The sequence below is a fragment of the Streptomyces nanshensis genome, from assembly GCF_001751255.1.
In the GTDB taxonomy this organism is placed as follows: Bacteria; Actinomycetota; Actinomycetes; order Streptomycetales; family Streptomycetaceae; genus Streptomyces; species Streptomyces nanshensis_A.
The window spans coordinates 1-13,834 of the sequence record NZ_LJGW01000345.1; the positions used below are offsets into that span (position 1 = coordinate 1).

15 protein-coding genes are annotated in these 13,834 nt (G+C 71.0%); 12 read left to right on the plus strand and 3 right to left on the minus strand.

The genetic code is table 11. The annotated features are described in order from the left end of the window. Positions 1-248: 248 nt before the first annotated feature. From AN218_RS20485 to AN218_RS20495, 3 genes are all read left to right on the plus strand, one after another. Positions 249-629, plus strand: a complete 381-nt coding sequence (locus AN218_RS20485; protein ID WP_070018356.1) for a hypothetical protein — start codon at positions 249-251, stop codon at positions 627-629. Then, a complete protein-coding gene (locus AN218_RS20490) occupies positions 626-1,084 on the plus strand; it encodes a MarR family winged helix-turn-helix transcriptional regulator (RefSeq protein ID WP_070018357.1) in 459 nt (152 codons plus the stop codon). Before AN218_RS20485 ends, AN218_RS20490 begins: the two co-directional genes overlap by 4 nt. A 193-nt stretch (positions 1,085-1,277) precedes the next feature. Next, entirely contained in the window at positions 1,278-1,703 is a 426-nt protein-coding gene (locus AN218_RS20495) for a PaaI family thioesterase (protein WP_070018358.1), read from the plus strand. 49 nt (positions 1,704-1,752) lie between these two features. Here AN218_RS20495 and AN218_RS20500 read toward each other — a convergent pair whose 3' ends face one another. Next, positions 1,753-3,132 carry an MFS transporter gene (locus tag AN218_RS20500; RefSeq protein WP_070018359.1) on the minus strand — a complete coding sequence of 460 codons (1,380 nt, stop codon included), beginning with the start codon at positions 3,130-3,132 and terminating at the stop codon, positions 1,753-1,755. A gap of 265 nt (positions 3,133-3,397) precedes the next feature. Further along, on the minus strand, positions 3,398-4,084 hold the full coding sequence (locus tag AN218_RS20505) for a TetR/AcrR family transcriptional regulator (protein ID WP_070018360.1): 687 nt from the start codon (positions 4,082-4,084) through the stop codon (positions 3,398-3,400). 119 nt (positions 4,085-4,203) lie between these two features. Here AN218_RS20505 and AN218_RS20510 point away from each other — a divergent pair, with 119 nt between their 5' ends. The 7 genes from AN218_RS20510 (at position 4,204) to AN218_RS20540 (ending at position 10,468) form a co-directional block, all read left to right on the plus strand. Further along, positions 4,204-5,010, plus strand: coding sequence for a thioesterase family protein (locus AN218_RS20510; RefSeq protein ID WP_070018361.1), 807 nt, complete (start codon positions 4,204-4,206; stop codon positions 5,008-5,010). Positions 5,011-5,104: 94 nt separating this feature from the next. Continuing rightward, positions 5,105-5,563, plus strand: a complete 459-nt coding sequence (locus tag AN218_RS20515; protein WP_070018369.1) for an RrF2 family transcriptional regulator — start codon at positions 5,105-5,107, stop codon at positions 5,561-5,563. 146 nt (positions 5,564-5,709) lie between these two features. Next, the gene (locus AN218_RS20520; RefSeq protein WP_070018362.1) at positions 5,710-6,663 is read left to right on the plus strand and encodes a sulfite exporter TauE/SafE family protein; all 954 of its coding nucleotides are present in this window, start codon (positions 5,710-5,712) and stop codon (positions 6,661-6,663) included. A 325-nt stretch (positions 6,664-6,988) separates the two neighbouring features. After that, on the plus strand, positions 6,989-7,279 hold the full coding sequence (locus AN218_RS20525; RefSeq protein ID WP_070018363.1) for a hypothetical protein: 291 nt from the start codon (positions 6,989-6,991) through the stop codon (positions 7,277-7,279). Positions 7,280-7,309: 30 nt separating this feature from the next. Continuing rightward, complete coding sequence (locus AN218_RS20530) at positions 7,310-8,458, plus strand: WXG100 family type VII secretion target (protein ID WP_070018364.1); 1,149 nt, start codon at positions 7,310-7,312, stop codon at positions 8,456-8,458. A gap of 76 nt (positions 8,459-8,534) precedes the next feature. After that, complete coding sequence (locus AN218_RS20535; RefSeq protein ID WP_070018365.1) at positions 8,535-9,266, plus strand: hypothetical protein; 732 nt, start codon at positions 8,535-8,537, stop codon at positions 9,264-9,266. After that, positions 9,263-10,468, plus strand: a complete 1,206-nt coding sequence (locus tag AN218_RS20540) for a hypothetical protein (protein WP_070018366.1) — start codon at positions 9,263-9,265, stop codon at positions 10,466-10,468. The genes AN218_RS20535 and AN218_RS20540 overlap by 4 nt, the downstream gene beginning before the upstream one ends. Positions 10,469-10,512: 44 nt before the next feature. On the opposite strand, the gene AN218_RS20545 is transcribed toward AN218_RS20540, so the two are convergent. Next, on the minus strand, positions 10,513-11,493 hold the full coding sequence (locus tag AN218_RS20545; RefSeq protein WP_070018367.1) for a LysR family transcriptional regulator: 981 nt from the start codon (positions 11,491-11,493) through the stop codon (positions 10,513-10,515). Between the two features lie 217 nt (positions 11,494-11,710). On the opposite strand from AN218_RS20545, the gene AN218_RS20550 reads away from it, so the two are divergent. Next, the gene (locus AN218_RS20550; protein ID WP_141747637.1) at positions 11,711-12,811 is read left to right on the plus strand and encodes an L-tyrosine/L-tryptophan isonitrile synthase family protein; all 1,101 of its coding nucleotides are present in this window, start codon (positions 11,711-11,713) and stop codon (positions 12,809-12,811) included. A 71-nt stretch (positions 12,812-12,882) separates the two neighbouring features. Continuing rightward, positions 12,883-13,749 (plus strand): TauD/TfdA dioxygenase family protein, encoded by an 867-nt coding sequence (locus AN218_RS20555; RefSeq protein WP_216311786.1) that lies wholly within the window; start codon positions 12,883-12,885, stop codon positions 13,747-13,749. Positions 13,750-13,834: the final 85 nt, after the last annotated feature.

The window sequence follows — 13,834 nt, forward strand, 5'->3', positions numbered from 1 at the left end:
CGGGCGCGTTCGCGGTGCTGCTGGCCGTCGCGGCGGTGCTCGTCCTGCGGCGCGGGCGGCGCACGGCCGCGCGGGAGCAGGACCGTGGCGAGGGCCGCGAGGAGGGCGAGGGCCGCACCGGTTCGCCGGACAGCGGCACGGAGGAACGGGAAGCCGTCGCGCGCTGAGCGGACGCAGATCCACGGGCGCAGATCCACGGATAGCGATCCACGGGTAGAGGTCTATGCGAATCGCATAGACTGTGTCTCATGCAGCCAAGCCTTGAGACCGCGGTCGGCGAGTGGCACGCGAGCGTGAACGACGGCGACCTCCGCAGGTCCGCGAGAGCGGTCGGGGATCCGGTCGTCGTGCTGGGCCCGAAGGGCGCGGGCCCGATCACGCCCGAGCAGTTCGCCGACTGGGTGGAGCGCTCCGGGATCACGCTGGTCCCCCGCTCCTGGCATCCCGTCGGTGATCACCTCATGGTCGTGGAGGAGGACGCCACCTGGCCCGGGAGCAAGGGACCGACCCGGGTGGCGACGGTCTTCCGGGAGTCGGACGGGAAGATCACCGCCGCGCTCCGGCTGCCCGATCTGAGGTCGGCCCTCGAACTGGCCTATATCTGCCGGGAGATGGCGGCCACCGCATGAGCGCACCGGGACCGGGCCAGGTCTTGTTCGCCTTCGTACGGCACTGGTCGCGCCGGTCGCCGGACGGCGGGGCCGGTACGGCCGAGCGGGGACGTCTCGTACTCGTCACCGAGGCGGTCCACTCCCTCGCGGAGCGCGGGGCCACCGCGACCGTCAACGCGGTGGCCCACGAGATCGGCATCGACCAGAGCGGAGCGTCGCGGCTGATCAAGTGCGCGGCCGAGGAGGGGTATCTGGTCATGGCACCGTCCCGGGCGGACGGACGCCGACGGGAAGCGTCGCTCACCGCTGCGGGCCGGTCCCTGCTGACGCAGGCGCACCGCTGGCAGGAACAGGTCTTCGCGCAGTTGACCGCCGACTGGAGCGCCGAGCGGCGCCGCTACTTCCAGCGGGCCATGACGGAACTGATCGACCGCTCCCACACGCTGGAGACGCCTCACGGTCACGGTGCATGACGGTTCGGGCGCACGCCCGGCGCGCGCCAACGTGCCCTCGCCCAGGGCCGGTTCGGCCCGTTCGGCCCGGCGCCAGGCCCCGGACGCGGCGTCCCGCTCCGTACCGTCCGGACGCCCGCCGCCACCGGCCTGTAATGATGGGGCGGCCTACGGCGGACCGCCGGCAGAAGGCCCTCGACCAGGAGGAGAGCACATGAACGAGTCCGGGTTCGGGACGGGCTTCGACAAGACCGTGGGGATGGACTACCCCGAGATGACGGCCGAACGGACCGTCGTCACCTGTGAGATCACCCCCGAACTCCTCCAGCCGTACGGCATCGTCCACGGCGGCGTGTACTGCTCGCTGGTGGAGTCGGCCGCGAGTCTCGGCGCGGCGCTCTGGTACGGCGAGCGCGGCCATGTCGTCGGCGTGGCCAACCACACCAACTTCCTGCGCGCCATCGGCTCCGGCACGGTCACCGCGACCGCCACCCCGATCCACCGCGGACGCACCCAGCAACTGTGGCTGGTGAAGGTCACGGACGACACGGGCCGCGACATCGCCCGCGGAGAGGTCCGGCTCGCCAACCTCCCCGCGGACGGCGCCGGTTCGCCGGATACCTCCGAACGGGACGCCTAGGGCGGCGCGTTGGCGCTGCCCGTACCGGAGAACCCCGGTCCGGCGTCCTTCACGAGTGCAGCAACTCGCCGGGTACGCCCGCCGGATCGTCGCGTACCTCGGCCGGGTTGGTCTCCCGCAGCGCCCACGTACAGCAGAAGGTGACCAGCCCCATCAGCGCCACGAAGACGGACACCGCCGTGGTGGAGCCCGTCTCGGCGATGAGCGCGGTCATCGCGAGCGGCGTGCCGCCGCTGACGGTGATCGCCGCGAGCTGGTAGGCGAGCGAGGCGCCCGAGAAGCGCACCCGCGGCGCGAACGTCTCCCCGATGAACGCGGCGAGCGGCCCGTACGTCATCGACTGGAAGACGCCGCCCACCGCCAGCGCGACGAAGAACAGCAGCAGGCTCCTCGTGTCGACGAGCCAGAAGTACGGGAACGCCCAGACGACGAGCAGCGCGGCGCCGATGAGGATCATCGGACGGCGGCCCACCCGGTCCGAGAGGGCGCCGGACCACAGGATCGCCGCCGCGCCGATCAGCGAGCTGAGCAGCGAGACCGCGAGCAACGACTCGTGGCTCATGTGCAGTTCCTCGGTCGCGTAGCTGAGGACGCCGGCGATGCTGATGTAGAAGAGGCAGTTGGTGGCGGCGAGAGTGCCGCAGGCGAGAAGGATCTTGCGCCAGTCGTTGCGCACGGCCTCGCCGAGCGGAGCCCGCACCACCTTCTGCTGCCTGCTCTGTGACGCCTTCTGCAGCGCGCGGAACTCCGGGCTGTCCTCGACCCTGGTCTGGATGTAGAGCACCACCGGGAAGAGCACCGCGGAGAAGAAGAACGGGATCCGCCAGCCCCAGCTCATGAACGCGGCCTCCGGCATGGCGGCGGTCGCCGCCAGGAACGCCACGTTCCCGAGGATGACGCCGAACGGCACGCCCATCTGCCCGAACGTGCCCGCGAATCCCCGGCGTTTGGGGCTCGTCGACTCCGTCAGCAGCAGCACGATGCCGCCCCACTGCCCGCCGCAGGCCAGGCCCTGGACGAAGCGCAGCACGACGAGCAGGACGGGCGCGAGGACCCCGATCGTCCCCGCCGAGGGCAGACATCCGATGAGGAACGTCGCGGCGCCCATCCCCAGCAGACATGCGACGACCATGGGCTTGCGGCCGTGGCGGTCGCCGAAGTGCCCGGCGAGGACGCCGCCCAGCGGACGAGCGATGAAGCCCGCCCAGAAGGTGCTGAAGGAGAGCAGGGTGCCGGTGAGCGCCGAGCTGGACGGGAAGAAGACGTGCGGGAAGACCAGGGCCGCCGCGGTGCCGTAGAGGAAGAAGTCGTACCACTCGATGGAGCTGCCGATGAGTCCGGCGGCGAGCAGCTTGCGGTGGTCACGGGGCTGGGTTCCGGACTGGTGCTCCGGGGTCGCGTCCTCGCCCGGTTCGGCCGTTTCCGTCATGGGGCGCTCCTTCGAGGCGGTGTACTGCGGACGGGCCCCCGTAAAGTGACGTCAGGTTCAACTCCGGGGCGAAGCTTGAGCGAAGGCCGTTGCAGTGTCAACCATTGGGACGAAGCCGCCTGTGCAGGTGGGGAGTTGGGGCGCTCGGCGGTACGGACGGAGCCGGCGCGAAGCCGACAGGAGCGGCGCCGGGCCGCTCAACTCCCGTACGGAGGCGGCGCGTTCGGCGGCCGGACCGCCGAGGTGGCACCGGGCCCCGCGACCGTCAGCCGTGTCCGGGGAACCTGAGCCCGTTGGCCCAGATCCGCGTCACCGTGAAGACGACCTGCTCGAAGTCGACCGTCTCGTGCCCGGCCCCCGACCGCGCGAAGAGACCGAAGGCCATCCGGCTGACCATGCCCGACAGCGCACGCGAGGCCAGCATCGGGTCCAGTTCGGGGTCGGCGTGGCCGCGCTTCTGCAAGTCCGCGATGCCGCGGGCGTTGCGGTGGACGAACGCCTCCGCGCGCCGCCGGCGCAGCTCCTGGAAGGTGGGGTCGACGTGGGCGACCTGCTCCAGCAGCGCCATCAGCTTCGCGTTGCGCCGGTACGCCGCCAGATAGGCCCGGTTGCTCGCCTCCAGGACGGCGTACGGATCGTCGTCGTCCGGCACCCGGTCCATGCCGGGGTGCAGCATCTCCTGCTGGGCGGCTTCGAGGACGGCGGCGAAGATCTCTTCCTTGTTCTTGAAGTACGTGTAGAAGGAGCCCGTCGAGCACTTGGCCTCCTTGGTGATGTCCGTGAGGCGTGCGTCCAGGTATCCCGAGCGCTCGAAGACCTTGCGCGCGGCCGCTATCAGCTCCGAACGCCTGCGGGCGCCGCGCTCGGTGGCGGGCGACTCGCGCAGCAGGGCCGGGTTCACCATCGACGGCAGCGGCGATCCGTCCCAGTCGTCGGACACGGTGGATGCCATGCGCGCCAACCTACAGATGAACCTGGCGTCATCTCCAACTCGATCTCCGGCGGCGCTGATGACACCCCCGATACCTGCCAGTAGCCTCGGGGGACCATGCACCGGGCAGGAGAACAGCCGTGACAGCACAGACCAGTTCCGCGGAAGCCTTCTTCGAGCGGGTGGCGGAGGACCGGTACGTACCGGCCGAGTACACCCGCGGCCCGTGGTCCGCCGACAGCCAGCACGCCGGGCCGCCCGCCGCCCTCCTCGGGCGCACGGTGCAGACGCGCCACGGCGCGCGCGAGGACATGCGGCTGGCCCGTATCACCTTCGAGATCACCAAGCCGGTGCCGCTCGCACCGCTGACGGTGGCCACGCGGGTGCTGCGCGAGGGCCGCAGCGTGGAGCTGGTCGAGGCGTCCCTGACGCCGGACGGCGGCGCGGAGGTCATGCGGGCGCGCGCCCTGCGCATCCGTACGCAGCCCGGCTCGGTGCCGCAGGAGACGCACGGCCCGGAGGTGCCCGGTCCGCAGAGCGCGCGGACGGAACCGTTCTTCCCCGTGCCGTGGGACGTCGGCTACCACACGGCCATGGAGGCCCGCTTCGCCCACGGGTCGTTCCTCGGACGCGGGCCGGCCACCTGCTGGCTGCGGATGCGGGTGCCGCTGGTGGACGGCGAGAAGACGGCGCCGCTGGACCGTGTCCTGGTCGCGGCCGACTCCGGCAACGGCGTCAGCAACGTGCTGGACTTCTCCCGGCACGTCTTCGTCAACCCGGACCTCACGGTGCATCTGCACCGGCACCCGGCGGGCGAGTGGGTCTGCATCGACGCCCGTACGAGCGTCGACGGCGCCGGGATCGGCATGAGCGAGACCGGGATCCACGACGAGCAGGGGCCGATCGGCCGGGGCGTGCAGAGCCTCTTCGTGGCACCGCGCGACTGAGCACCGACGCAGGACCGTTCCGCGCAGCCCGGTAGTACATCGACTGCGTACCCGCCCGGGACGGAGGTGCTCCCGGGTGCAGGACAATGCCGTCATGCGGATCTCGGCGAGAGCGGACTACGCGGTACGTGCCGCGCTGGAACTGGCGGCCGCGGGCGACGACTGCCCGGTCAAGGCCGAGACGATCGCGGAGGCGCAGGGCGTCCCGCGGAAGTTCCTGGAGGGCATCCTCAACGACATGCGCCGCGGCGGCCTCGTCGTCAGCCGGCGCGGCGGACAGGGCGGCTACAAGCTGGGCGCACCGGCCGAGACGATCACCGTCGCCGACGTCATCCGCATCGTGGACGGTCCGCTGGTATCCGTACGCGGCGAGCGCCCGCCCGCGCTGACCTACACCGGGCCCGCCGAATCGCTGCTTCCGTTGTGGATCGCCGTACGCGCCAACGTCCGCGCGATCCTCGGCGAGGTCACGCTCGCCGACGTGGCCCGTTCCGAACTTCCCGAGCGCGTCTACCGGCTCGCGGACGCGCCCGAATCGTGGACGAATCCCTGAGCCTTCCCTGAGCGTCCCGCATCCCGCTCGTCCAGGTGGCGAGTGATCGTGTCCACGTGACGAGACGAGGTTGACCTGCCCTCGCGCACTCCGGCAGATTTCCCTATCAAAGCGATAGGAATACTAGGGATCCAGATCGGGGCAGCATGCGTACGCTCATCCTGTTGGCACTGGCGGGCCTGGGTGCCCAACTGGTGGACGGCAGTCTGGGAATGGCCTACGGCGTCACGTCGACGACGCTGCTGCTCGCGGTGGGCACCAATCCCGCGGCGGCCTCGGCCACCGTCCATCTCGCCGAGATCGGCACGACACTCGTCTCGGGCGCCTCGCACTGGCGCTTCGGCAACGTCGACTGGCGCGTGGTGGCCAAGGTCGGAATCCCGGGCGCCGTGGGCGCGTTCGCCGGTGCGACCGTCCTCTCAAGCCTCTCCACCGCCGTCGCCGAGCCCGCGATGTCCCTGATCCTGCTCGCCCTCGGCGTCTATCTCCTGGGCCGCTTCACCTTCGTCGGCTTCTCCTCGCGCAACCTCGGCAAGCCGCTGCGGAATCGGTTCCTCAGCCCACTGGGTCTGGTCGCCGGGTTCGTCGACGCGACGGGCGGAGGCGGCTGGGGTCCCGTCGGCACTCCGGCGATCCTCGCCAGCGGACGGCTGGAACCGCGCAAGGTGATCGGCTCCATCGACACCGCCGAGTTCCTCGTCACCGTCGCCGCGAGCATCGGCTTCCTCGCCGGGCTCGGACACCAGGGGATCGACCTGGCGTGGGCGGGCGCGCTCCTGGTGGGCGGTGTGATCGCGGCGCCGATCGCGGCCTGGCTCGTACGGCACGTACCGCCGCGCGTCCTCGGCTCGGCCGTCGGCGGCATCATCGTCATCACCAACACCCGCACCCTGCTCAACAGCGACTGGGTCGGCGCGGGCGGCGCCCTCGCCACGGCGGTGTACGTGGTGCTGTACGCGGTGTGGGCCGCGGCGCTCACCTACTCGATCCGCGAGCACCGGCGCAACCTGGCCCGCGAGCGCGAGGAGGGGCGGACGGGGACGTCCGGCGGCCCCGCGGACACCGCCGAGGACGCGAAGGAGAGCGCACCCTCGGCCTGACCCGGCATGCCGCGCACGCGAGCGCGCGCGGCGGCACCGGCCCAAGCGTCAACTGCCCTGCCCCGACCGCCTGATGGGCTCAGGCTCCCCGCACCCCCGACCGCTCCGGCGACCGGGGGTGCGTGCTGTGGCGTACGGGGAGCGCGGTGCTACCAGCCCCCGTACGCCCTCGCCGCCGGACGCTCCGCTCACGCCACGTCCTCACTGCTCACGTCCCTGAGTACTGTTCACGAAACCCTCAAGTGCTTCGCACTTTAAGTAAGTTGACGGCTCGTATCGCGCGACTGTGTAGTTGATCTCGGTTGCCGGTACGACGGGGAGAGGCATGAGCACGGGGTTTCAGATCGACATCGCCGCGACCGAACGCATCGTGGAACGGCTCGGCGAGTGCGACGAACGCATGCAGCAGGCGCGGAAGCGGCTCAACAACGTCGGCCCGAAGACGCTGGGGACGAACGGGCTGGACAACGCCTGCGACACCTTCCAGGACGAGTGGGACGACGGCATCAAGCGCATCGAGGACGCGGCGAAGGACATCAAGGACCGCCTGAAGACGACGGTGGACGCCTACAAGGCCGGCGAGAAGAAGACCGCCGAGGGATTCGGCGCGAAGTAACGAGCGGGAAGCGACGAGGGGGAACGCCGCGTGTCCTATCGCAGCATCTTCATCCAGGGCGACGACGCCTGGCCCGGCCTGGGGTTCAACCCCGCCAAGGGCGACCTGGAGGCCATCGACAACCTGGCCTCCGACGTGAAGGCCGTCAGCACAGAACTGGGCGAACTCGAGGACATGCTGACGTCCATCGGGAAGAAGGACGGCGTCTGGCGGGGCGAGGCGGCCGAGCGGTTCTCGCAGAAGCTCGGGAAACTACCCAAGTACCTCAAGCAGGGCACCGATTCCATGGGCGCCTGCGCGAAGGCGCTGCGCTCCTGGCACGGTCAGCTCTCCGCGTTCCAGCGCACGGCGCACAACCTGGAGTCCGAGGCGGTCACCGCGCGGCGCGAGTCCGACCGGCTCACGCACTCGTACAACACCGAGACCGACCGGGTCAGGGCGCTCGGCCCGATGCCCGCCGACGAGGCCGACGCGCTCACCAAGAAGCTGAACCGGCAGCGCGCCGAAGTGGACCAGGCACAGCACAAGTTGGAGAAGCTGATCCGCGAGGCCGAAGAGATCTACGGCAAGTGGAACGACAAGGCGCAGGAGGCCGAGGCGGCCATCATCAAGGCCTCGGAGAACCACCCGCCGGACTTCGGCTTCTTCGAGCGGCTCAGCGACGGCATCAAGGAGATCGCCCGCGACGCGGGCGACTGGCTCGCGGAGAACGCCGATCTGCTCTCCACGATCTCCTCGGGCCTCGGCGCCGCGGCTCTGGCCTGTCAGGTGATTCCGGGCATCGGCACGGCGGCGGGTGCCGTACTGGGCGTCGCCGCGGGCGCGTTCGCGGCAGGTGCGATGGTCGGCCATGCCGTTCAGGGCATGCGGGGGCAGAAGGGCGGCTGGGCGAAGATGGGGCTGGACGCCCTCGGGGTCATCCCCGGCGGAAAGGGCGCGGCCGCACTGGCGACGGCGGCGAAGGGGGCCAAGCTCTCCTCGGCCGCCAAGTCCGTCGAGACCGGTCTGCACTCGCCGTTGACGCAGAGATATCTGATCCAGCCCGCGGGGAAGAGGGTCGCGCAGAGCTTCGGAAAGACGCTGAGTCCGGCTCAGGTCACCAAGATGAACCAGTATTCCCAGCTCACCGTCAAGTCCGGTTCGTTCGCCTACGGTTCGACGAACGCGGCCACCAAGTGAGAAGAGACACGAGGCTGCGGTACCGGTCGGCACCGGGCATCCGCGCCTGACGTCAGCACATCGAGGGGCAGTCACCATGCCAGAGGAGAAGAGCCGGCCGGAGAAGCTGTGGGAGGCGGCGCTCAAGGCGACGGGCGGTCGCGAGCCGACGGGTCTGTTCCGCGTGGACCGTCCTGTGATGGGGATGGGGAACTCGCGCGACACCCCCTGGAGGCAACGGCCGTGGGTACTGACCGGCCCGGAGGTCGCCTGGGCCCCGCTGCGGAAGATTCTCGTCGTCGCCCTCAGGATCGTCTCGTTCGACGTGCCGGACCGCAAGATCCAGTTCTCGAACGAGAACATCGGCGCCAGCGAGCGGGCCAAGTTGGTACGGAAGTCCAACAAGCCGCAGGACGTCGCCATTGAGGAGTCGAGCCGCTACTACGGTCCGGCGGACAGCACGGCGGCCCAGCTTCTGGTCGCCTCGCTGCCGCGCTCCAAGACCCGTGTCATGAGCCTTCTGTGCGTCACGTCCGACGAGCTCCTGCTGTTGCACGTGCCCGACACCTATCGGAAGAAGCGCTTCGCCAACGCCGTCGACATCGGCTGGCGCTGCGACCGCAGGCTGCTCGAGTGGACGCGCAACATCTCCGCCAAGAGGCCCCTGCCGAAGATCCAGTACGGCTTCACCGACGGCAGTTGGATGACCCTCCACACGGCACCGGTCGAGGGCCGACCCGCGTTCACCGACGTCTTCCCCCACACCCTCACCAAGCAGGACCCGATCCCGCCCAACGCGAACTACCCCGAGCCGGAGCCCAGCAAGTGACCGATCCCGTAACGGGAAGCAAGCCGGACAAGCCCGAACTGCATGTCGGCTGGCTCATGCCGGCGTTCTTCCATCCGCTTCCCGTGGACGCCGCCGATCCCGACGAACTCGCCGACCGCATCGTCGAGTTGGCCATGCGGCTGCTCGCCGACCGCAGCACCGACGAGCAGCACTTCTTCGCCCAGATGATGCTGCGGCAGACGGGGCAGCTCATCCAGGCCGGTGCCGAGTACGCCGGAATGTGCTTCGTGGAGCACGAGGGCGAGCCGACCATGGCCAGCGTTCTCGTCGACCGCGTTCCCTCGCTCGGGGAGAGCGTCGAGGCGGCGGCCGAGGCCACCGAGGCGCTGTTGAGGCGGCGTTACCCGGACGACGAGGTCCGTACGGTGGCGCTGCCGCTGGACGGCACCCCGGCGGTCACCCGCACCGGCGGGCTGGAGGTCACCGTCCCGCCCGAACTGGCCCCCGACGGGCAGGAGCAGCTTCTCCCGCAGGGCATCGTCCAGGCGTACGTGCCGCTGCCCGGACAGGGCGAGACGCTCGTCTTCGAGCTCAACTCGCCCTCGCCCGGCGCCTGGGAGATGTACACCGACATGTTCGACGCCGTCCTCGGCACCCTGGACTGGGCGACCGACGAAGAGCTGGCCGAGCGGCGGGAGTTGGAGCGGATTGCGGGGATCCCCGCCCAGCGCGGCCCCGGCGACGCGACCGGTGAGAAGGCCGACGAGACGACCGGCGGGCAGGGGCCGGGCGCGCACGCGGAGGCCGAACCCGAGCCCGTGGAACCGGAGTTGGCCGAGGCCGTCCATCAGCGTTCCAGTCTCGTCCTGGACGCGGTCGGGTTGCGCGGTCCGCTGCGCGAGGAGGCCGGGGAGCTGGCCTCCGTGGCGTGTCCGGGCTGCCGCGCCAAGGGGCTGACCTCCGGGTGCACCGTGCGTCACCACTGGGAGATGTCGCAGCTTCCGCCGGGGACCCTTCAGGAGATGCTCGCCGCCGCTCGCGCCCAACTGATCGGGCACGGCTGGACGGAGGAGGCCGTGGCGGAGGGCCACGCCGTCTTCAGTTGCCCCGGCGACACCGTCAGCGCCCAGGGCTACACCTGCTCGCTCACCTCCGACGCCGAGCAGGAGCTGCTGGTCGTCGATGTGGCGACCGTGTGCCGGCGCGGCACCGCCACCGCCGTCGCGGACGACTTCGGCTGAGCCGGGCGGCGCGTACGGACGGGTCACCGCCCCACGCGCGGCGCTCAGTGCTCGGCGGGAACCCGGTGCCGGGGCCCCTGCCTGCCGTGGTCCGTCAACCACGCCTCGTACTGGGGGTTGTTGCCGATGGCCTCCGCGTAGGCCCGTTCCGCGTGTTCCAGCAGCGCCGGACCGTACGCGGCCAGGGCGCTCTCCCGGTGCCACACCAGGGAGTGCCGCAGCCGCAGCGGGGTGCTGCGCAGGGGGCGCGGTGCGATGCCCGGTGTGCTGCGGAAGGTGGCCTGGCCGAGGCCGATCGCCGCGCCGGCGACGATGAGTTCGCGGGCGCCCGCCGCCTCGGCCTCGTGCTGGACGACGGCGGTGAAGCCCGCGTCCGTGCACGCGGCGGTGAAGACGTCGTGCAGTCCGCTGCCCTGGCTCGGGGGTAACACCCAGACCTCGTCGGCCAGTTCGTGCAGGCGAAGGGCCGTGCGCCGTGCCATTGGATGGTCCTCGGGGAGCAGGACGAACGCGGGCTCGACGGCCACAGCGTGCTGCTCGACCTCGCGGCGCGGAGCCCGCGGGTTGCCCTCGTACTCCACGAGCGCGCCCAGGTCCTGTTGCCGCGCGGCGACGAGGTCGAGGGCGGTCGCGACGTCCGCCTCGGTGCGCAACTTCGCCTCGGCGCCCGGGAAGAGCGCCCGCAGCGGTTCCAGCAGGCGCACCATCAAAGGTCCGGGGTTGGCGGCGTAACGCAGCGCCAACCGGCCGTCGGAGAAGCCGAGATGGGACAGCACCTCACGCTGGACCGAGTCGAGCTGCGGCAGCAGTTCCCGTGCCTTCGCCACGACCAGCTCCCCCAGCGCGGTGGGGCTCGCGCCGGTCCGGTGCCGTACGAACAGCGGTCCGCCCAGCATCCGTTCGATGCGCTGCACCTGCGCGGTCAGGGACGGCTGGGACAGGCCGAGTGCCGCGGCCGCCCTGGTCAGGCTCCCCGCGTCCGCCACTGCCCTGATCACTCGGAGGTGGCGCACTTCGAGGTCCATCGCACGATGCTATGCCGACTCGGGATGAGCGGTCAGCGGGAACCGGCGGGCATCGTGAGACGCGGAGCGCCGACCACGCCCGGCGCCCAACTCCCCCGTCACACCCCCCACTTCACCGCGAGGTGCCGTCCGCATGCTCACGTCGCGTGCCCCTTCCGTATCCCCTTCCGTATCCCCTTCCATGTCCGGTCCCCCATCCGGCGCACCGTCAACTTCCGTGTCCGGCACGGGTGCTGGACCCGCAGCCGCTCCCCCGTCCGGTGCCGGTGCCGGTGCCGGTGCCGCAGAGCGTGCCCGGCAGATCGCCGGGCTGCTGCTGGAACGCCGGCGCGCTACCGGCTCCGGACGCCCCGGCCGACTGCCGGGCCGCTGCGAGGAGTTGCCCTGCCCCCGCTGTCTGGCGGCGCAGGCCGCGCCGATCGAGTCGTTCGTACGCGAGGGACGTCCCGTACGGCTCGTGCTGCCCGCCTTCCCCGGGAAGTCGCCGAACCGGGCCAAGGTGCTGGGCCGGCTCCCGGATCTGGCCGAGGAGTCGGCGCTGCGCTTCCTCGACGATCTCGCCGGGCGGATACGCCGGGTCCATCCGCCCGGCGCGGAGCTGGTGATCTGCTCCGACGGACGGGTCTTCAGCGACGCGGTCGGCATTCCGGACGACGACATCACGGCGTACCACCGGGAGTTGCGGACGATGGTCGCCGCGCTGCCGCAGGGCGCCGTGTCGCTCTTCACGCTGGAGGACGTACCGGAGTTCGCCGGGCTGCGGCACGAGGAGATGCGCGCCGTACTCACCGAACGCCATGCGGTGCCGCTGGAGGAGCTGCGCGAGCGTGTCCGCCGGGGCGAGGAGCTGCACCTGTACCGGGCGATCACCCGCTTTCTCTTCGAGGACGGCAACACCCCCGCGTACAAGGGCAGTCGGGCGGCGCTGCAACGGGACGCGCGCAACCGGGCGTACGTCGTCATCCAGCGCAGCAAGGCGTGGGGCGACTTCCTCGCCGGGCGTTTTCCGGGCGCCGTACGGCTCTCGATCCATCCGCAGCCGTGCGCCTCGGAGAAGTTCGGCATCCGGCTGGGCGAGGCGACCGGTTCGTGGCTCACGCCCTGGCACGGCGTCGCCGTGGACGTCGGCGGACGGCTGGTGCTGATGAAGCGCACCCAGGCCGAATCGCTGGGCGGCGAAGTCGTCGAACGGGACGGCAGGCCAAGCCACTTCGTACTGCGCGGCCCGGCCCGTACCGCCGCTCACGAGGACCGGGACGGCGCACGCCGTACGACCCCATCCGCACGGGCCGCCAACGGCCCCGCACCGAAGGAGTGATGACATTGACCTCCCGCACCCGGCAACCCGGAACCCCTCCTCCGCCACCGACCGCATCGGACCCAACGGACGTGCCCGGAGGGGCGGTTGAGATCTCCGGGCGCCCGCCGCTGGCGTCCTTCGGCGTGCTCGTCGAGGCCCGCTCGCCGGGACAGCGCGTACAGGATCTGCCGGTGGAGGAGCTGCGCCGCCTCGCCCGCGCGCACCATCTGCTGCTTCTGCGGGGCTTCGAGACCTTCGCGGACGCCGAGGAGCTGACCTCGTACTGCGAACGCTGGGGCGGCATCGGCATGTGGCCCTTCGGCGCGGTCCTCGAACTCGTCGAGCACGAGGCGCCGGACGACCACATCTTCGACCACCGGTATGTGCCGCTGCACTGGGACGGCATGTACCGGCCGCAGGTCCCGGAGTTCCAGCTCTTCCACTGTGTGAGCGCGCCCGGCGAGGAGCAGGGCGGTGGCACCGTCTTCTCCGACACGTCGGCGGTTCTGCGCGACGCGCCCCCGGACGTACGGGAGTTGTGGGAGCGGGTGAGCGGGACGTACCGCCGTACGACGGAGTTCTACGACAGCGTCGCCGTCTCGCCCGTGGTGACGGCGCATCCGGACACGGGCGAGCCCGTGATCCGCTACAACGAACCCGTCGCCGTGGACGAGGAGTTCATCAACCATCCCGATCTGGAGTTCACCGGCATACCGGAGGGACGGGCGGCCGAGTTCCACGACGGGCTGCGGCGTGCACTGCGTGCGCCGGAGCATCTCTACACCCACCGGTGGCGTACGGGCGATCTCGTCGTGGCCGACAACTACACGCTGCTGCACGGCCGGGAGGCGTTCACGAGCCGGGCGCCGCGGCATCTGCGGCGGGTGCATGTGCTGGGCGAACCGCCCCTGGAGAACCCGGCGTTGCGCGCCGGAGGGCAGCCGCCGGGAGCGTGAGCCGGCGCCGGTCGTCCGGACGGTCCCGCGGTCCCGCGGCGATCCCGCGCTCGCGACCTCGCGGCACCCGTCCGGCGTCCGGACG